The following is a 20428-nucleotide window of genomic DNA, read 5'->3' as shown; positions in this document are numbered from 1 at the left end:
CATTCTTTTTTATAATTCACGCAGGTAAATATCTACCACCGCATTGCAGGTAGAATTTTGTAAAATCATCTGCTGGCAAGGGACGGGAGATCAAATATCCCTGAGCTATATCACAGCCGATATTTTCAAGAAAATCGTAACTTTCTTTGTTTTCTACGCCTTCAGCGATGGCTTTTATTCCCATCTTATTGGCCAACATCACCGTGGCTTCCACAATGGAAACACCATGCCTTTCAGACGGTAACCTGCGGACAAACGATTGATCTATTTTAATAAAAGAGATGGGAAGCAGATGCAAATATTGTAATGATGAATACCCTGTGCCGAAATCATCGATAGAAAAACTTATATTCAGTTTTTTTAATTTCATCAACTCAGCATTCGACTTCTCCATATCAATTATCATTACCCCTTCTGTCAATTCCAATTCCAGAAACTCTCCACTTACGCCGTACTTATCGAGAAGATTTGCGATAAGATTATAAAATCCCGGGTGTAACAGATCGTTGATCGAAATATTGACGGCTACGGGTATATTTATATCGTATTGCCTCCACTGCACGATTTGCTTAATCGCCTCATCCAAAGCAAACTCTGTCAATAAATTAATCAATGTACTTTGCTCTGCGCGTGGAATAAATAAACAGGGAGGTATATTCCCCTTTTCTGGATGATTCCATCTCATCAGCGCTTCTACGCTATGGATATTCCCTGTTGGAATATCGATTTTCGGCTGATAATGCATCGACAGCTCTCCTTCTGCTATCGCTTTTTTCAACTCACCTAAAAAAGCAACATTGCCAGTATCATGAAGCTTGATTTCAGCACTGTAGGTTACTCTGTCTATTTTTCTTTCTTGCGCCACGGCCAAGGCTCGTACCGCCTCTTGCAGATAGATGATGGGCGCTTGCACAAGTTGGCTGAATTCGCTAATGCCCATTCGTATATCAACATGAATAAAAATTTCATTGAAAGTAAACGGCTCACGGCTTATTCCTGCTATTTCGTGATAAATGGCCTCATTTTTTTGAGCGCTATCGACTGCCAATATCACTAACTGTGATGTCTCTATTTGATATGTATAATTTTTAATTTCAATATCTTTCAAACGCTTGGCCAATTGTTGGATAATTTCTTGAATAACACCTAAACCAAAAGCATTTTTCAACTCCATTGAATTTTCCAAGGAAATAACAGCCAGTATTAAAGTACAGTGTGAGGATTTTTCTTTGACAATCAGGGGAATTTTCTTGAGCAACGCCAATTGGTTTGGCAGACGGGTAGATGCATTATGCTGTAAAATCCAGTTAAGTTGTATAATATGGGTTTTTACACCATCCCATGCGATACCACTGATAAATGCTATCAAGGTAAAGAATCCAGTACGATAGAGCCAGTTAATCATCTTCTGCTGTTCACCGGTGACGACATCGATTGGCATAAAGGGTCCTAATACCAAACCGCTAATTAAACCGACTAAAATACCGCCTCTGGCACCAAAGACCAAACCTGACAATACGATAGGAACATACATCGAATGTGAATAAACGAATTTAATACCGCCGGTCATATAAACAAGTATGTAGACAGAAACAATAAGAATGGCCAGCAGCGGAATCATCAATATTTTGATCTTAAGTTGGTACTGTTCAATCCATTCAAAAAATCGTGTCATATTCATCTTTGGCCTCCTTGAAAAAGCTAACGCCGCAAACACTGCCTAGGTTGCGGCATTAGCTTTTTTTTTGAGTAAGAGTAGTAAGGATCTGAATGGCACTGCGTCAAGCTACATTTAGGTGATTATTGAATGAGTTTATGTTGATAACCACAAGAGACACTTCCCATCAAAAATTAACAATAAATATCAACACTACACTTTGAGCTTTTATTAATCAATTACTTATATTGAAAAATATAAATTAATAACCGTGAAAAAGTAAGTTGATTCCGTCCTTACAGCAGGAATGTGCTTTGAAGTGAAACGGCCGAATTAGTAGACAAAGTTTTTATAAATAAACTAATTCGGCTGGTGCCTTAGTGACCGTTTTTTTGATCAGTGAATTCCTTTAACAAGTGAAAACCGGGACCAAATTAAACTTCCGTACAGTCTTACAAGCTGAGCTCTGTTTGCACTTTTTTTTCAAAGGGCTAAGCTTTGATTGCCCTTTAATTTCATTAGATTTGCTTCGCTCAACACGGGGATATGTGGTAAAAAATGATTGAACAGGCAAGATACAAAATATTTAGGCAGTTCGCTCGAATAAGCGCTGACAGCACAGTAAGTTATGCGTCAAAAAAAAACTCTTTTATTACTGTTGCGAAGCATGATTGCCTCGAGATGCGAAACTACGTTTCGGTTTCTTATTATCGACCCGCCATCGAGGGCAGGATAAGAATAAAAAGTTCAAAATTAACGGGAAAAAAAATGCTACAGAAAAAAGGTTTTGTACTGCTGTCCGTGCTTGTAATCACTACTATTGCGACTATTCTGGCATTTTCTCAACTTGGTGAGAATCGTCTTCAGGAGCGGATCGCCGGTAACCAACAGAAAGAGCTCAATGCGCGACTCTCCGCGGAAAAAGGTATTTTTGATGCCTTTGAAGTGATTAAAATGAGTACTTCAAGTTCGGCGATAGCGACAGAACTTAACCTTCTTTCTGCGACCAATGAAAGCGGGTATACCCTGCAAAATATACTATGGAGCGGGAGTGAAACCGACAGTACCTTTTCTTTTGTAAGTAAAGGTATCTTCTCTGATGCGGTGGCTTATTTACAAACAGCAATAAACAGTAAATTGATTGGTATTTTTGATGATGCGATTGTTGCTTGTCAGACTGTTAGTGTGGGAGGCGCTGCAATTATTGATAGTTATTCGGGCGGCCCTTATTCTGCAACGACAGTGGCAGCGAATGGCAATGTTAGTGCGATAGGAAGCATTGACAATGTGATCTATTCCGACCGTGATTCTATTCAGGGCAGTATCTCTGAATATCTTGGTGAATGTGATCCGCTTGGTATTGCGGCAGTGATCACGGGCATTGCAACGGCAGGTGGAACTGCACGCACAAACTTTGCTGTTAGTGATGATTTTACCGACGGGAATATTTATTTTTATGACGATTTCAACATACAAAATGATGATGTATTAATAACGGGTGATGTAATTCTTTATATCACAGGTGATATGACCGCTAAAAATACAACATTTACTCTGGCGACTGATACCAGCTCATTAAAGATATATATTGAGGGTACAATGAGTATTGATACCGGCAGTAATATTTTTGCAGGCGGATACACCGATTCTGATGCTATTCCGTTAACGGTATATTCCTCCAACAACACTGTTGACGCGGTAACACTTGCCGGTAATGGCGAAATTTATATAAATCTTTATGCCCCTTTTGGGGACGTTGCTTATAACGGCAATGCAGGTATTATGGGCGCAATACGCGGTAAAAATGTTGAGATTTCCGGCACGGGAGGGCTACATTATGATGAAGGTCTTGCAGGTATTGGTGATGCAGGCGCACCGCCCTTAGTTTCATATTCCGCCGTTTATTATTATTACCCTGATTAACGCTTTAATAATAAATGCGCATAAAAAAGGCTCGACGCTCAAAGGTTGACAAATATAAGCGATTTATTTTAAACCCCGTCAAAAAACACCCAAGCCGTTAAGTAACTTATTTGTTAAACATTCCTTGGACCAAACATAATGACAGCCATACCAATAATACAAATTAATACACCCAGCAGATCTGTCATGGTTGGACGTGTTGATTCGACCAGCCACAACCACATTAAAGCGACAGAAACATAAATACCGCCGTATGCAGCGTAAGTACGGCCCGCGGCTTCAGGATGTAATGTAAGCAACCAGACAAAGGCTGCAAGGCTAAATGCAGCAGGTACCAGTAACCAAATTGAATGGCCTTGCCGCAACCAAAGATAGGGGAGGTAGCAGCCGACAATTTCTGCGACAGCAGTAACAGTGAAAATACCAAAAATTTTAAGCGCTTCCATAACTTTCCTTGTGTGCTTAAGTGCTTTTAAAAGCCAGTTGCAATCATGCCAGAAATAACTGTAATGATACCCACTACCTGACGTTTATTGACTTTTTATTTTAAAAATATAATGGCCATCATTAATAGTCACGATCAATATTGAGCCCAGAAAAATTTTATAAGGCTCTAACTGTTTTTTCAGATCATATGAGGCTTTGCTAACTGGTGCGCAGGCTGGTCTTATTGCGACTCACTATTGCGATTCAACCTCTGTCTTGCGGTATTAAACTCATCTTCACTTAAGACCCCCTCATCATATAACGCCTGCAGGCGTTGATACTGCGGATTTGAACTTAAAGCAGCTTCTGCTTCACGGCCCTCACCTCTCTCAACTAAATCGCTATCAACTAAACCTCGATCAACTAAGCCCCGATCAACTAAGCCAAGGAATTGACCCATTTTTCGAAACAGCCGTTTAATCAAACGCCATAATTTGGGCAAAATAAAAATAGCCAGAATGAGAAAGATCACCATCAAAATAATAAAAATAAGCGGATGATTAAGCGCTGTCCAAAGCCCACCGAGAACCAACAAGTCCTCAGTAATTGATGCCGTCCAGTTAGTCACGGGCTCAGGTGAGGTATTAATCAGCAGCCTTGTTCCTGCCTTGGTGGCATGACTGGTGGCCGCCAATCCCCCGCCCATAATACCGGCGGCAATTTCCAGTGCTGGCGTAACATCTCCCACGGCGCCGGCGGCAAGCATGGCACCGGCGGGTAAACGAATAAAAGTAGAAATAGCATCCCAACTGCTGTCGAGCCCCGGCGTTTTATCGATAAAAAATTCGACAACATACATTAGGCCTGCTGCACCTATCACCAGTGGGTTTTCAAGCACCTCAAGTCCAACAGGTAAATCAATATTGCCACTGATTCCGCCTAAACCCAGCACTAACAGGGCCGCATATAAATTAACTCCACTGGCCCATGATGCGCCCATAGTCAGGGCTAAAGTGGCCAGTAATGCTTGGTAGCTTTCCATTTAAGACATCCTTTTATACGGTTAGAGAGAAAAATTTAATGTTGACAATAATTACTCTGTTTTATTGCTGAACAGTATCCCGAGTCCACTGTCACCGTGCATTATTTTAGAGTATAGGAGCGTAAAAGCGCTTATTCAGCAGATGCTTTACAAACTATTTTCTTTTTTTAATCGAACGTCCGGGCAACTCCAGCAGTGGCGCTTCCGGCCAGCGATGTTTAGGGTATCTGCCGCGCATATCTTTGGCGACATCAAAATAGGAAGTGCACCAGAAATTAGCTAAATCGCTGGTCGTTTGAATGGGTTTTCGGGCCGGTGAAAGCAGTTCAAAACGGATCGGAATAGTGTTGTTCGCCAGCATAGGAGAGTCTAACTGGCCAAACATCTCCTGCAGAATAATCGACACAGTAGGCCCCTGCTGCTGATCATAACGAATCGGTATTGATTTGCCGCTTGGTGCTTCATAAAACTCGGCAGCCTGAGCGGCTAACGTCTGGCTTTCCTGAAAGGTTAAGGTCGCCATCAGTAAATCAACTATTTGAAATTGTCTGAGCTGCTTAATGGTTTTTATTCTGCCGATATAGGGCAGTAACCAGTTATCTAACTGCTCAATTAAAGTGGTTTCGCTTATTTGCGGGAAATCCGTCATCACAGAGCTCAACCATTTGACTCTCGCAAGCCATGATGCACAGCGGCTCGTCCAGTTGAGAAATGCCAGACCCTCCTGCTTAAGAAGATCGGCAACACACTGAGCAAATTCATTGTCAGGAATTTCGCTTAAAAGCTGCTCTTCAAGTACCAAAGCGCGGTAAGTGAGTTTCTGCCGGCCAATTACTTTCTCTTTTTTAGTATCTAATGCGTAATGGCTATTCTCGGTCAACTGGTCAGCCAGTACAGTTTTAATTTGTGGGATGGAAACAGCCGCGCAGCTGTAGATATTTCCGTCTTTGTTTTTGCCGTCACAATCACAGACCACAAGCCAGAGCTCACCTTGAACAGAGTCCATCTCTCTAAGAGTGACGCCCCGCCCGTTGGCAAGTAAATAGCGATTGCTTTTTGCGCTGCGAATTTTGGCTAAACGATCCGGGTAGGCCGTCAGTAATAAAGCGCCCGCATAATGGTTTAACTCAGTTAAACTGACCGGCTCACCCAAGCTTGACAAACCCAGCGATTTTGCAAAAGATTTAGCCAGAGTGACTACCTGCTCGACAACACCGATATTAATATTGCGGTTGGCTTTTAATGCTTTTCTATCCGCCAGATAATCATTAAACAGCATAGCGCGTTCAATAATATCCGAGCTCCCTGCATTGAATAAAATATCGCGCTCAGAAAGCAGTGCCCCCAGCACACAGGCGATTCTTTTTTCCAGAGTCGATTGACAGGAAAGCAACATACTCGCAAGCCTTGGGTCCAGGCCCATTTTTAATGCACGGGTTCCCTGTTTGGTTATTTTATTCTGTGCATCCAGTAAGCCTAAAACGCAGTTAAGGGAGCAGGCGACATTAAAGTGATGCTCAGGTGGTGGCGTTAACCAGTTAACCTTGGCAAAGCTTGTAATTCCCCAGGCAGCCAAATCCAAGACTAAACTGCTCAAATCGGTGTTGGTTATCTCCTCTGCCTGAAAATCCTTGAGCCCCTGATGTTTTGCTTCGCTGTACAGACGAATCGCCCGCCCGCGCTGCAAACGACCCGCCCTTCCGGCTCTTTGCGTGGCTGAGGCTTTGGATATAGAAGTTGTTTCTAATCGGGATAAACCGCTTTTGACATCAAAACTTAACACTTTTTCTAAACCAGAGTCGATAACTGTGCTAATACCTTCAATGGTTAAACTGGTTTCAGCGATGTTGGTGGAAAAAATAACTCTTTGTTGACTGCCTGACTTTTTGCTCAGTACTAATTCCTGTTGTGACAGTGACAGGCCGCCATATAAGGGTAATAAATCGAAGTTTGAGCCAAGTTGCTGCTTGGCTAACTGGATAGCTCTTTTTATCTCACCTTGCCCGGGTAAAAATATTAGAATATCACCCGCACTTGTCTCATTTAATACTGTATTCAGGGCCTTCATCACCTGCTGATCAAGATATCCCTGAGTGTTACTGATATATTCAATCTCAACGGGATAAGTACGTCCCGGGCATTTAATGACCGGGGCATGGTTAAGATAATTAGCGAGCAGATCAGTGTCGATTGTCGCTGACATCACCAATAATGTTAAATCATCCCGATAGGCTTGTTGAACTTCCAAGGCCAGCATTAAGGCTAAATCAGCATGGATCGAGCGCTCATGAAATTCATCGAAAATAATCAGCCCAACATCACTCAATTCTGGATCATTTTGCAAACGGCGGGTTAAGACCCCTTCAGTAACAATTTCCAGCACGGTATCAGCTGATATTTTCCGTTCATTACGAACCTGGTAACCTACCCGTTGCCCTACTTTTTCACCTAACTGTTTTGCCAGATAAAAAGCGAGCGATTTAACGGCAACTCTTCGTGGCTCCAGTAAAATAATTTTTTTACCCTTTAAAAAAGGCGATCCAAGCAAGCTTAACGGAACAGCGGTTGATTTACCCGCTCCTGGTTCGGCCTGCAGCACGAGTGCCGGGTGTTGGCTGAGGGTTTCTTGTATTTGTGGAATAAAATCATCAATTGGAAGCACGTGTAAAATAACCTGAATATAAGTTGAATGTTGTTTATGCTGGGCATTATAACTGAAAACCTGATATAACTGAAAATTGGGCTGGATGTTATTGACCGCTCAAAACTTGCCTGCACAACGTTACAACTAAAATGACCGGTAAGTTTTTCACCCGTACAGATTACCCAGTTGGAATAATCTGTGCTTAAAGGCATTTTTCTTTGTCCATGATCAAGTATTTTCAGCCCCGGGAGGTGTTCGCAACACGCCTAAGGGAAAGTTAACAAACTTGAGCTACACTTTTTGAGTGGGTGATTCGGCAAACAGTGAAGACAAATAGCGCACCTGAAAACATGAACAAAAAATCAAAAGTTGTGAGAGCTGTAATACAATTAAGAAATAATTAAAATAAAATCAGCTTAAATCGACAAAGGTTAATTGACTGATTATAATTTACTTGCTATAGATAGCCGCCGAAAATATACGGAAGCATTTTAACGTGATTTTCTCTCTTACTTTATTCTCATTTTGCCACTGTATTGATGCCAGCAATTAGCACAATCAATCATGCATCAATTAAGGAAATTTCTATGCCAACTCAAATAAAAAAAACATTGGGCATTTTAGCCATTGCCGGAGTGGAACCCTATAAAGTCAAGCGTGATGAAGAATATATGGGTAAAGCTCAACGTGATCACTTTACCAAAATCCTTAATGCATGGCGCATTCAATTACGTCAAGAAGTTGACCGTACCGTTGATCATATGAAAGATGAAGCGTCAAACTTTCCCGATCCCATTGACCGTGCTACGCAGGAAGAGGAGTTCAGTTTAGAACTTCGCGCTCGGGACCGTGAACGTAAATTAATTAAAAAGATTGAAAAAACCTTAAAGAAAATAGATGAAGATGATTTTGGTTTTTGTGATTCTTGTGGCGTAGAAATCGGCATCCGCCGTTTAGAAGCCCGTCCAACAGCAGAATTATGCATTGACTGTAAAACATTAGCTGAAATCAAAGAGAGACAAATAGTTGGTTAACCCTCTTTTTGTTAAAAAAACGGTTAGCCATTGGCTAGCCGTTTTTGTTTATAAGCTATCTGTTTATAAGTTATTTTTTGCCTAAGCCCGTCATATATCGTGGACGCTTTGCTCCCTCGCCTTCAGGTCCAATGCACTTTGGCTCTTTGGTCGCAGCATTAGGCAGTTATCTGCAGGCAAGATCTCAGCACGGATCATGGCAAGTTCGTATTGATGATATTGATCCTCCCCGTGAAGTAAAAGGTGCCGCACAGGATATTCTCCTGACCCTGCAGGCTTACGGACTAAACTGGGATGGCGAAGTCATTTACCAAAGTCATAACAGCCAATCCTATGAAAATGTCCTAAGCCAACTGACAGAGCGACAACTCTGTTATGCATGCGCCTGCAGCCGTAAGATAATTCGCCAAAGTGGGGGACTTTATCAGGGCACCTGCCGGAATAAACAGCTCCCGGAAATAAACCATGCACTGCGCATTAATTTATACAATATGACCCATCCTGTGACGTATTTTGATGATCAATTGCAGGGAAGTGTGGTATTAGATAAAAAACAAGCGACTGAAGATTTTATTATCAGGCGTAAAGAGGGCTTATATGCTTATAATCTGGCCACCGTCATAGATGATATCAATCAAGGTATTACAGAGATAGTACGCGGTGCTGATCTGCTCAACACCACGGGTAAACAACTTACCTTATATCAGCTGCTAAATAAGAAACCACCCGGTTATTTACACTTGCCCGTCGCGGTGACAGCACCCGGCAACAAACTTTCCAAACAAAACCATGCGTTAGCAATCAGTAAAGACAATCCAAGACCAACATTATTAGCAGCACTCCGCTTTCTAGGGCACACTGTGCCCCAGGAAATGGCGCTAAATAGTTGCTTCGAAATACTGAAATGGGCAATACAAAACTGGTCGCTGGACAAGCTCCCCCAGCTTGCTGAAATTCAAATAAAAAATTAATTTGTCTTTCACCGCCCGCGCACATAAAATGGGTGCATATTTTGACACATATTGTAAAAATCAATCATTGAGGATAGCGTTATTAAACGATTCAGTAAATTCGTTAAAAAAATGTTTACAAAAAAAAGTGAACAAAAACAAATCCCAGCAGCGGATCCCTTTAAAATCCCGCGAGAGTCACACAATCTCTCCCGTAAGGACATAGATGAAAACGCCTTAAAGGTACTTTATCGCCTTCATAACGCGGGATTCAGGGCACTATTGGTGGGCGGTGGTGTGCGTGATTTATTACTTGGCCTAAAACCTAAAGATTTTGACATTACGACCAATGCAACACCCGAAGAGGTTAAAGCTTTATTCCGTAACTGCCGTTTAATTGGCCGTCGCTTTCGTCTCGCGCATATTTTATTTGGCCGTGAAGTGATTGAAGTGGCTACTTTTCGTGGTCATCACGATGATGATAATGGTCAGGATGCACAAAAAGTAAAACAATCAAAAGCGGGCATGTTACTGCGCGATAATGTTTACGGCTCGTTAGAAGAAGATGCTGAGCGTCGTGATTTTACCGTTAATGCCCTTTATTACGATATTGCTGATTTTGCCATTTATGATTTTTGTAATGGCATGAAGGATTTACAAGAGCGCAGGCTAACCTTGATTGGTGATCCGGAGGTACGTTACCGGGAAGATCCGGTGCGGATGATAAGGGCTATTCGCTTTTCAGCAAAATTAGATCTTACCATCAGTGAAGAGTGTGCAGAGCCTATTCGCCGTTTAGCCCCCCTCTTACAAGATATACCGGCTGCGCGCCATTTTGATGAGGTTATTAAATTACTGCTTTCAGGCCAGGGGTTAGTCACTTATCGTTTATTAAAAGAATACAAATTATTACAGGTATTATTTCCCATTCTCTTTAAAGATGGTGAAGATGATAAAGCGACCCAGCTAATTGAACAGGCACTGACCGATACGGATCGAAGAATTGCGCAAGGTAAGCACCTTACCCCGGCTTATATTTACGCAATTATCCTCTGGTATCCGCTTGAGCAACGTGCACAGGAGATGGCTTTTGAAGGGGGGTTAGATTATTATGATGCCTTCTTATTAGCAATGAATGAAGTCCTTAGCATACAAGTCAAAACAATTGCTATTCCAAAACGTTTTACGGCAGCTGTTCGTGATATTTGGGTGTTGCAGTTACGTTTACCTCGATTTGGCGGAAAACGCGCACAACGAGTTTATCAGCACATTAAATTCAGGGCTGCTTTTGATTTTTTATCGCTGCGTGCAAAAGTAGAGCAAAGCTCAGAACTGGCTGAATTAACTGCGTGGTGGCAGGAATATCAAAATCATAATAAATTACCGGATCACAGTTACGCTGGTAATGCGAGCAAAGCCACTGAAGTTAAACCTGCGGATAAAAAACCCTATAAAAAACGCAGATACCCCAATAAAAAACATAAAAAAACAGAGACTACTGGCGTTGATTAGTTATATCGGTGTGGGCAGCAATCAAACGGATCCCGTTAAACAGGCAAAATTAGCCATTGAAAGACTGCAACACTTACCTGACAGTCTATTTTGTGACTGCTCGTCGTTGTACCGCAGTGCGCCGATGGGGCCACAGGACCAACCTGACTATATTAATGCCGTGGTTAAAATTGATACGAAACTAACGGCCATTGAGTTGTTGGATGAATTGCAAAAAATAGAGCTATCGCAGGGCAGAGTCCGTAAAGAAAACCGTTGGGGACCGCGCACCTTAGATCTTGATATTATTTTATATGGTAATGAAGTTATCAATAATGCACGCCTAACCGTTCCACATTATGGAATGAAAGAGCGTGAATTTGTGCTATATCCCTTATTAGAAATCGACAATGAGCTGCGTTTGCCCGATGGCAAAGCATTATCACAACTCTCCGCGCATTGTCATAAAAACGGCTTGATCCGGATTAGCAGTTGAATAAAAAAGTCATCCCCGTAAAATAATAAAAATATTGTAAATAATATAAATATTATTTATCAGCAACTTAAAAATGCGATTAACTGTTCGGGTGGAGTGGAGCATAGGTTAATCATTCTAACGCATTTAGAGGGGTATAAATGCGTTAGAATGATTAATTGACTGCCTGAGTCGTTGACGATTTACGAAAGCGATCTGAAACTTTATCGCAATAAATACAAAAAGTTGCCGTCATTAATTTTTTATCTCAGATTTTTCCTACTCTGAATTAATTAATGTGACAGGTATAAATGTAATTTTAATTTTGGAGTAATCATGGCTAAAATCAGCGTTTCTCGTCTGACTAAAATGAAACAAGACAATCAAAAAATCACCTGCATGACCGCATATGATGCGAGTTTTGCAGCTATTTTTGACCAGGCCGGTATCCAAGTATTATTAGTAGGTGACTCACTCGGCATGGTATTACAGGGACATGATTCTACGCTGCCAGTGACAGTTGACGATATCAGATACCATACAGCTGCGGTTGTAAGTACCGCTAAAAGTGCATTCATTATCGCTGATTTACCCTTTATGAGTTATTCAACGCCAGAAATGAGCTATGAAAATGCCGCAATATTAATGCGTGCAGGCGCTAATATGGTAAAAATGGAGGGCGGCGAATGGCTCACTGATTCCGTAAAAGGATTAGTGGAACGTGGTATTCCAGTCTGTGGTCACCTTGGTTTAACACCACAATCGGTCAATATTTTTGGTGGTTACAAAGTACAAGGACGCGAGGAAGAACAGGCAGACGAGCTGCTCAACGACGCATTATTGCTCCAGGAAGCAGGGATACAACTGTTAGTTCTAGAATGCGTTCCGGTCAGTTTAGCCGATCGCATTACGACAGCCTTAAAAATTCCAGTGATTGGGATTGGAGCAGGGTGTGAAACCGACGGACAAATTTTAGTGATGCATGATGCCTTTGGTGTCTCGGCTGGTTTTTGTCCAAAATTTTCCAAAAACTTCCTGCTTGAAACAGGCGATATTCGCCAGGCGGTAACGCTTTATATAGATCAAGTTGAAAGCAGACAATTCCCGTCTGCTGAACACAGTTTTTATTAAGTATATTGGCAGATAAAAACATGCTTATTATTGATAATCCACAGCAACTACGTGAAAAGATAAAACAACTCAAACAGCAAGGGTCTGAAATTGCTTTTGTGCCTACCATGGGAAATTTACATGAGGGGCATTTAACTCTAGTGCAGGCTGGCCAGAAAAAAGCTGCCGTGGTTATTGTGAGTATTTTTATTAACCCGATGCAGTTTAATAATGCACAGGATTTGCTAAATTATCCAAAAACAATGGCGCAAGATTGTGAAAAACTGGCGGCGGCTGGGGTAAATATTATTTTTACGCCCGCAGCGAGCAGCATTTATCCAAATGGTTTGAATGCTCAAACCTATGTTGAGGTGCCCCTTTTATCTAATTGTTTAGAAGGCGAACTTCGCCCAGGACATTTCCGCGGCATGAGCACCATAGTGAATAAATTATTTAACCTTGTTCAACCTGATTATGCCTGTTTTGGTGAAAAAGACTTTCAGCAGTTAGCCATTGTCAAACAGATGGTAAGCGATTTAGGCATGCCCATTGAGATAATTCCGGTTGCGACTATGCGCGAAAAAAATGGCCTGGCGATGAGTTCTCGCAATGGTAAACTGAGCAGCTTAGAAAAACAAAAAGCGCCTCTTTTAGCAAAAGTGATGAATCAATTAGCTGTTGATGTGCAAGCACAGAAAACTGAACTTTCAATATTAATAGATGATGCCTCAATCATCCTTAATAACGCCGGTTTTAATACCGATGCTATCCATATTGTCGATGCACAAACATTACAGGCGGTGAATTGCCATAGTAAGGAAGCGGTTATTTTAATGGCGGCTTTTTTAGGGGAAACACGTTTAATTGATAATAAAGTAGTCATCCTGAATCATTCGGCAACAAAAATTTAAGTGTAATTTCTTGGTGTTGCGTCGACTTTTAATCAATACGCCATCTTTCCTTGATGTTATAAATTTGACTTTCATCAAAGCGCATTATAACTCTACAGATTGGAGTAGGGTTTAATTTGCACCATTAAGGATTTTACTTTATAGTCGCCCTGTTGAAAAAAACAGCGGTCCATTACTAGAAAAAGGTTTTTCGTATGAAAAAAACAATGCTTACAGGCAAACTCCACCAAGCGAGAGTGACACACGCCGAATTAAATTATGAAGGTTCATGCGCTATCGATCAAGACCTCCTTGAGCAAGCTGGTATTCTAGAATACGAGCAGATTGAAATTTACAATATCGAAAATGGTGCGCGTTTTTCAACCTACGCTATTACCGGCGAACGAGGTTCAAAAATGATATCTGTTAATGGTGCCGCAGCGCGTCTGGCAGCGGTAGGCGATCGCGTAATAATCTGTACCTACGCGAGTTTAAATGCAGCGGAAATTGTAAATCATAAACCAAGTTTAGTGTATTTAGATGCGCAAAATAATATTGTACGTACGAGTAAAGACGTACCAGTACAAGTTGCTTAAGCGCTTCTATAATCTACAAAAAGCCCGAGAATAAGCAGCTTATTCTCGGGCTTTTTGTTATCAGTCAATAAGTTATTAATCTCCTGCACAAATATTCCGGTTAAAATGATACTCAGAAGCAAAACTCATTGAGCTGTTTTATCTTCATTGAAAAATCACTATTAAGAGAAATCCTTAAACTGATTTTTTCTTAGCGTAATGCTTTAAAAAAGATTTAAAGTAATCTTTACGCTGCGCAAGCAGGGTAAAACAGATCGCAAAATAAATGATAGGCTCAATCAAACCAGATTTAACCGACCAGTAATAATGAATAGTTGCCAATAGAACAGCCCAATAAATAGTTCGGTGTAAGGTCAACCACGCGCGCTTCATCCGCCTGCGGATAACATTAATAGAGGTGATACTTAACGCCAATAAAATCACCCAGGTCAATGCACCCAGGGTCATATAAGGACGTTTGACTACTTCTTCTGCAAATAAAGTCACCTCCCAATTGAGATCTAACCAAATAAAAACCAAAAGATGTAAACACGCCCAAAAAAAACAATATAAACCTAATACACGCCGTAATTGAATTAATAAGGGTTGTTTAAAACGGCGCGCTAAAGGCGAAATACAAAGGGTTATTAACAGATAATTAAGCGCCGTTTTACCTAAAAAATGAATCATCTCTTTAACCGGGTCAGCACCTAGTGCATTTTGCTCGACCAACAGCCACAAATATAAAAACGTGGACAGAGAAGCCAAATGAATCAGCGCCTTAGCAGATAATAGACCCGTTTTAGAAATTTTCACCTGTGCTCCTTTTTAATAATAACGGGTTAAATCTAACCCTTTATACAGAGAAGCAACTTCTTCCTGATAACCATTAAAAGGCAGAGTCGGCTTGCGAGAGGCTGCAAACAGATTACCCGGTCCGATAAAACGTTCACTTGCCTGGCTCCATCGCGGGTGATCAACTTGCGGGTTAACATTGGCAAAAAAACCATACTCGTTAGCGGCAATCTTTTGCCAGGTATTAACGGGTGCTTTATCCGTTAACGTGATTTTGACAATAGATTTAATACTTTTAAAACCATACTTCCAGGGAACAACCAAACGAATCGGGGCACCGTTTTGAGGTGCCAGCGTTTTACCATATAAACCGACGGATAATAACACCAGAGGATTCATCGCTTCATCAAGACGCAATCCTTCGACATAGGGATAATCAAGGCCTCCTCCAATAAAACGGGAACTTTGTCCGCGCATCTGCTTGGGATCCTCAAGCGTTTCAAAACGTACATATTTAGCATTACTTTTTGGAGAGGCCATTTTAAGCAGCGTTGCCAGGCTGAAACCTAACCAGGGGATATTCATTGACCAGGCTTCGACACAGCGCATACGATATAAACGCTCTTCAATAGCAAAACGTGTTAATAACTCCTCATAATTAAGCGTTATGGGTTTATCAACTAATCCATCAATAACCAACTGCCAGGGATCAACTTTAAACTGTTGCGCAAAGGAGAAGGGATCCCCCTTGCCGGTACCAAATTCATAAAAATTATTGTACTGTAATATTTTATCTTCCGGCGTAAGCGGAGTTAAAGATTGAAAACGACTATTTTTTGTGTGAATTAACTCACTGCGTTTAAAGATAAGATCTGAATTATCGGTTTTTTCTTTATCCGAAAAAATATCAAACAACCCTGCCTGCACAGAGCTTGCCAAGGGAATACTCAATGCAGATAAACCTAATGCTTTAAGCACAACCCGCCTATTTTTATAAACCTTTTCATCGGTTAACTGAGACTCTTTAATATCCGATTTTTTTCTTGTTTTTATAAGCATAATCCACTCCGAATCAAGTTAATCGTAAAGATAAGACCCTGCAGCATAGACATTAATTGCACTCAGTATAAAAAATTTATGCTTTTATACTGAGTGGGTTGCAGCTAACGATTAAGGTCTGCTATTAACCTCAATGACTTTTGACCACTGGTCCAGTATTTACGTTCAAAAGGGGTAATAGGCGTTTTATTTTGAAACTCTTCAAGCTGGCAAGTTTGCCCGGCAAGTTGCAATGCACGGGAGAACTCATGAATATAGGTAAACCAGTTACTGCGTACCTCAAGCTCCCCTCCCAGCTGTATGATAGCCGGGAAAACGGCACTGCCGTGCCAACGACGCTGCAGATGTTTAGCTTTTGGCCAAGGGTTAGGATAAAGCAGGTAGTGATGACTTAGTTGCCAGTTAGCTTCGACCGCCAAGCGCCAAAAATCATTAAGGTTAACCTGTAATAAGCGATAATTATCAGCGCTGGACTGCGGGTGTTTAGACAAGCGGTCAGCCGACTTGTCCATGCCCAGCACAATTGCCTCAGGGTGTCTTTCGGCAAGATGGTAAGTACTTTCGCCAACACCGCAGCAGGAATCAAAAATAATGGGTTTACCCTGCTGTTCGACCCACTTCTCGCAGGCCGTAAAAGCGTCCAGGGTATGTTTTTGATAAGGTTTACGAAACTGATGGCTGAGATGTTTTAAGACCACCTCATCTAATTGTTCATGTAAACCAGATTGGTTAGAGCTTATTACTCTTGAATTACCTGATTCATTCATGAGCGGATACCCACACCTTTTCGGAGTAGCAGAGTGATCAACCCATAAAGCAGAACAATAAAGCTGCCTATCATTGAAAAGGACCAAAGCAATGACACATCTGCAATACCCAGAAAACCATAACGGAAGGCATTGATCATATAAAATACGGGGTTAAAGTGCGACACGGTTTGCCAAAAATCAGGGAGCAGATCAATTGAATAAAAGACCCCACCCAGATAGGTTAACGGCGTTAATACAAAGGTAGGAATAATACTAATATCATCAAAAGTACGGGCAAATATCGCATTTAACAAACCCGCCAGTGAAAACAGGATTGAGGTACATAAAACACTTAATAATAAGGCGAATATATTAAAAATCTGTAACTCAACAAAAAACAGAGAAACACAAGTCACTATAAACCCGACCAGTAAACCGCGGATCACTCCCCCCCCGACGTAGCCCCAAATAATAATATAATTAGGAACAGGCGCGACCAATAACTCTTCAACATTACGCTGGAACTTGGCACTGAAAAAGGAAGATGCCACGTTTGAGTAGGAGTTGGTAATCACCGCCATCATAATAATACCGGGGACAATAAATGACATATAACTGAAACCACTCATTTCACCAATACGTTTGCCGATTAAATTGCCAAAAATAACAAAATAAAGGGTCATCGTGATGGCGGGAGGGATAAGTGTTTGTACCCAAATCCGTAAAAAACGGTTAACTTCTTTTATGCACAGACTTTTTAACGCTGTGAGGTAATTACTATTCATCATTTAAATTGCCTTTTTCTACAAGTCCTACAAACAACTCTTCTAATCTATTGGATTTATTACGTAAACTGTGAACTCGCACGCCCTGAGTGGTTAACTCTGCAAAAATATTATTTAATGATTGCCCTTTTTTCACTTCAATTTCCAATGTAATATCATCAATTTTAGTAATAATAAAATGCTCACTCGTTGGACTCTTTTCAAGGGAATCAACATCAAGAATAAAAATTTCACTGTCTAAGCGTGCCAATAACTCTTTCATGCTGGTATTTTCCACCAGAATACCCTTGTCAATAATACCAATATGACGACATAGCATCTCAGCTTCTTCAAGATAATGCGTGGTTAAAACAATGGTTACCCCTTCTGCATTTATTTTTTTTAAAAACTCCCACATAGAGCGGCGAACCTCAATATCCACGCCGGCTGTTGGTTCGTCTAAAATCAATAACCTCGGACCGTGTATTAATGCGCGTGCGATCATTAAACGGCGTTTCATGCCGCCGGATAATTCACGGGACGGTGCATTACGTTTTCCCCATAGATCTAATTGTCTTAGGTATTTTTCGGCGCGGATGAACGCATCTTTGCGCTTGATACCATAATAACCCGCTTGATTCACCAGTATCTGAATAGGCGGTTCAAATTGATTAAAGTTAAATTCTTGCGGTACTAACCCTATTTGAGCTTTAACCGATTCTAATTGTGTATCTAAATCATAACCAAAGACCTTTACCTTTCCCTCAGTTTTATTGACCAGTGATGAAATAATACCAATAGTCGTTGATTTACCTGCCCCGTTCGGTCCGAGCAGAGCATAAAAGTCGCCCTCTTCAACCCGCAAAGAGATGCCTTTTAGTGCTTCAACACCCCCTTTATAAACTTTTCTAATATTTTCTAATTCGATTGCATGCATATGATAATGGCCTTAATGACTGATTAAAATTAACGCTGGCTATATTATAAGGAAGGTTGCGATAAAGCTGATCAAAATAGATTCCAGACCCCACAATAAACCGAGCAGCAGAATTGATTTGCAGTCTTTGTAGTGCTGGTTAATTTCTGCAGCAATGAGATTGATTCGAGCATCAATCTCTTCTTTAGAAATCTGAATTTTGACAGTATGGCTTATCAAGGTATTCAATTTAATTTATTTCGCGGGCGATTATAACATTAAATACATTTATCTAAACGTACAAAAAACCGCTCAGCAGTAAATGTTATAACGAAATGCAGGGATCGATTTTTTACTGCGAAGAAGCAATCCTATTCCAGGATTTTAACAATAAAAGAAGATTGATTATAGTCGGCAAGCATAAAATAGCCTGCAGGCCGGATCTGAAATATTTTGAGGGATAACGATTGTCTGGATGAAGATCTGAGCAGCAAGGGCTCCAATAAGGCAATTATCTTGCTTTAGTGGAGCCCTTTTTTGTCTTTATTACATTTTCTATTATCTATTGTCAGTCCATCATCTTGTTCGGTAACCACAGCACTAACTCGGGAAAGACCATGCAGATAATCAGCACGACTAACTGTACCAGAATAAATGGCGTTACCGATTTATAAATATCCATCATAGTAATACCTTTAGGTGCAATGCCTTTTAAATAAAACAGTGCAAATCCGTAGGGTGGTGTCTGCACCGCAATCACTATATTTAAAATCATTAACACACCAAACCAGATCGGGTCATAACCCAAAGAAACGGCGATTGGGGTAAAGATAGGCGCACACATTAAGACAATAATAAACTCATCAATAATAAAGCCAAGCAGCAGCATAATGAGTTGAAACATAATAATAATGTAGATTGGCGGTAAATCTAAGCTGGTTGCAAACCCTGCCACCATAGTTTGTACCCCCATCAGAAGATGGAAATTACTAAATACAGAAGCGCCTAAAATAATCCACATTGCGACACTCACTAAAATTGAAGTCTGCAAGCCGGCTTTAATCATAATGGCAGGTTTAAAACGTTTAAAGAGTATCGCCAGAATAATCGCACCGACTACCCCGATGGCACCCGATTCTGTTGGCGTGGCAATGCCGATAATAATACTGCCGAGTACCGCGACAATCAGCAGCAGTGAAGAGAAACCATCACGAATAGTTCTAAATAACTCGTAACCTTTGGGGATTTGAATATCATTCTCTTTATCAAGCGGTGCTTTCTCAGGATTTAACTTACAGGTAATAAGCACATAACTAATGAGTAAAACAATCGTAATTAATGCCGGCACCATCGCCGCTAAAAACATCCTCCCAACAGAGTTTTGGGTGGCAGCCGCAAACATAATCATCGGGATACTGGGCGGAATGAGAATACCGAGAGATCCCCCCGCCATAATAACGCCTAGTGCGAGTCGTTTATCATAACCACGATCTAACATCGGCTGAAGTGCAATACTGCTGGAGGTCATAATACCCGCACCAATAATACCCACCATCGCGCCAATCATAGAACAAACCCCAATCACACTGATTGCAAGCGATCCGCGCAGTCGCCCAATCACTAATTGACTGGCATTAAACATCGCATCACCAATACCCGAGCGAGTCAGAATCTGTCCCATATAAATATACAGGGGAATGGCAAGCAGAATAAAGTTAAAAAAGGTACCTTCAACCGTGCTTGGAATAACATTAAATAATGCCTCACCCCATACTAAATAACCAACCCCCATGGCGATCCCCGCCAATGCAAGTCCAACCTGAGCACCTAAGGCAAAGGCCACTAAAATACAGAGCAATAAAATGCCCGTTAATAATTCAATTTCCATCTGAGTATCCTACTTCTTTATTTTTATCGCGTAATATTCG

Annotated in this window: 18 protein-coding genes; 8 read left to right on the top strand and 10 right to left on the bottom strand. The window is 41.1% G+C overall.

The genetic code is table 11. The features are described from left to right. Positions 1 to 16: 16 nt before the first annotated feature. Positions 17 to 1681, bottom strand: coding sequence for a bifunctional diguanylate cyclase/phosphodiesterase (locus PING_RS03120; RefSeq protein ID WP_011769002.1), 1665 nt, complete (start codon positions 1679 to 1681; stop codon positions 17 to 19). Between the two features lie 744 nt (positions 1682 to 2425). On the opposite strand from PING_RS03120, the gene PING_RS03115 reads away from it, so the two are divergent. After that, on the top strand, positions 2426 to 3580 hold the full coding sequence (locus PING_RS03115; RefSeq protein WP_011769001.1) for a pilus assembly PilX N-terminal domain-containing protein: 1155 nt from the start codon (positions 2426 to 2428) through the stop codon (positions 3578 to 3580). A 113-nt stretch (positions 3581 to 3693) separates the two neighbouring features. Here PING_RS03115 and PING_RS03110 read toward each other — a convergent pair whose 3' ends face one another. The 3 genes from PING_RS03110 to hrpB form a co-directional block, all read right to left on the bottom strand. Next, positions 3694 to 4026 (bottom strand): YnfA family protein, encoded by a 333-nt coding sequence (locus PING_RS03110; RefSeq protein ID WP_011769000.1) that lies wholly within the window; start codon positions 4024 to 4026, stop codon positions 3694 to 3696. 221 nt (positions 4027 to 4247) lie between these two features. Next, positions 4248 to 5048 carry a DUF4126 family protein gene (locus PING_RS03105; RefSeq protein WP_011768999.1) on the bottom strand — a complete coding sequence of 267 codons (801 nt, stop codon included), beginning with the start codon at positions 5046 to 5048 and terminating at the stop codon, positions 4248 to 4250. Between the two features lie 154 nt (positions 5049 to 5202). Beyond that, positions 5203 to 7710 (bottom strand): ATP-dependent helicase HrpB, encoded by a 2508-nt coding sequence (hrpB, locus tag PING_RS03100; protein WP_011768998.1) that lies wholly within the window; start codon positions 7708 to 7710, stop codon positions 5203 to 5205. 569 nt (positions 7711 to 8279) lie between these two features. On the opposite strand from hrpB, the gene dksA reads away from it, so the two are divergent. From dksA to panD, 7 genes are all read left to right on the top strand, one after another. Continuing rightward, positions 8280 to 8726, top strand: coding sequence for an RNA polymerase-binding protein DksA (gene dksA, locus PING_RS03095; RefSeq protein ID WP_011768997.1), 447 nt, complete (start codon positions 8280 to 8282; stop codon positions 8724 to 8726). Between the two features lie 77 nt (positions 8727 to 8803). Then, on the top strand, positions 8804 to 9697 hold the full coding sequence (gluQRS, locus tag PING_RS03090) for a tRNA glutamyl-Q(34) synthetase GluQRS (protein WP_041766849.1): 894 nt from the start codon (positions 8804 to 8806) through the stop codon (positions 9695 to 9697). Between the two features lie 111 nt (positions 9698 to 9808). Beyond that, positions 9809 to 11188: a polynucleotide adenylyltransferase PcnB gene (pcnB, locus tag PING_RS03085; RefSeq protein WP_011768995.1), complete on the top strand. Its 1380-nt coding sequence runs from the start codon at positions 9809 to 9811 to the stop codon at positions 11186 to 11188. Beyond that, entirely contained in the window at positions 11181 to 11663 is a 483-nt protein-coding gene (gene folK / locus PING_RS03080; RefSeq protein ID WP_011768994.1) for a 2-amino-4-hydroxy-6-hydroxymethyldihydropteridine diphosphokinase, read from the top strand. Before pcnB ends, folK begins: the two co-directional genes overlap by 8 nt. Before the next feature lie 315 nt (positions 11664 to 11978). Continuing rightward, on the top strand, positions 11979 to 12773 hold the full coding sequence (gene panB / locus PING_RS03075; protein WP_011768993.1) for a 3-methyl-2-oxobutanoate hydroxymethyltransferase: 795 nt from the start codon (positions 11979 to 11981) through the stop codon (positions 12771 to 12773). 20 nt (positions 12774 to 12793) lie between these two features. Further along, positions 12794 to 13663, top strand: coding sequence for a pantoate--beta-alanine ligase (gene panC / locus PING_RS03070; protein WP_011768992.1), 870 nt, complete (start codon positions 12794 to 12796; stop codon positions 13661 to 13663). A gap of 194 nt (positions 13664 to 13857) precedes the next feature. Next, on the top strand, positions 13858 to 14238 hold the full coding sequence (gene panD / locus PING_RS03065; RefSeq protein ID WP_011768991.1) for an aspartate 1-decarboxylase: 381 nt from the start codon (positions 13858 to 13860) through the stop codon (positions 14236 to 14238). Positions 14239 to 14412: 174 nt separating this feature from the next. Here the strand turns inward: panD and msrQ are convergent, their stop codons facing one another. From msrQ to PING_RS03030, 6 genes are all read right to left on the bottom strand, one after another. Then, positions 14413 to 15033, bottom strand: a complete 621-nt coding sequence (gene msrQ / locus PING_RS03060; protein ID WP_011768990.1) for a protein-methionine-sulfoxide reductase heme-binding subunit MsrQ — start codon at positions 15031 to 15033, stop codon at positions 14413 to 14415. 12 nt (positions 15034 to 15045) lie between these two features. Next, positions 15046 to 16071 carry a protein-methionine-sulfoxide reductase catalytic subunit MsrP gene (gene msrP / locus PING_RS03055; protein ID WP_011768989.1) on the bottom strand — a complete coding sequence of 342 codons (1026 nt, stop codon included), beginning with the start codon at positions 16069 to 16071 and terminating at the stop codon, positions 15046 to 15048. Between the two features lie 104 nt (positions 16072 to 16175). Then, positions 16176 to 16838, bottom strand: a complete 663-nt coding sequence (gene trmB, locus PING_RS03050; protein WP_011768988.1) for a tRNA (guanine(46)-N(7))-methyltransferase TrmB — start codon at positions 16836 to 16838, stop codon at positions 16176 to 16178. Continuing rightward, positions 16835 to 17605 carry an ABC transporter permease gene (locus tag PING_RS03045; protein WP_041766847.1) on the bottom strand — a complete coding sequence of 257 codons (771 nt, stop codon included), beginning with the start codon at positions 17603 to 17605 and terminating at the stop codon, positions 16835 to 16837. The genes trmB and PING_RS03045 overlap by 4 nt, the downstream gene beginning before the upstream one ends. Then, positions 17598 to 18521: an ABC transporter ATP-binding protein gene (locus PING_RS03040; RefSeq protein WP_011768986.1), complete on the bottom strand. Its 924-nt coding sequence runs from the start codon at positions 18519 to 18521 to the stop codon at positions 17598 to 17600. The genes PING_RS03045 and PING_RS03040 overlap by 8 nt, the downstream gene beginning before the upstream one ends. Before the next feature lie 547 nt (positions 18522 to 19068). After that, entirely contained in the window at positions 19069 to 20388 is a 1320-nt protein-coding gene (locus PING_RS03030; RefSeq protein ID WP_011768985.1) for a TRAP transporter large permease, read from the bottom strand. Positions 20389 to 20428 lie beyond the last annotated feature (40 nt).

The sequence above is a fragment of the Psychromonas ingrahamii 37 genome, from assembly GCF_000015285.1.
Taxonomy (GTDB): Bacteria; Pseudomonadota; Gammaproteobacteria; order Enterobacterales; family Psychromonadaceae; genus Psychromonas; species Psychromonas ingrahamii.
The sequence above is the reverse complement of the archived record's forward strand: the minus strand, read 5'-3'. Positions and strand labels throughout refer to the sequence as shown.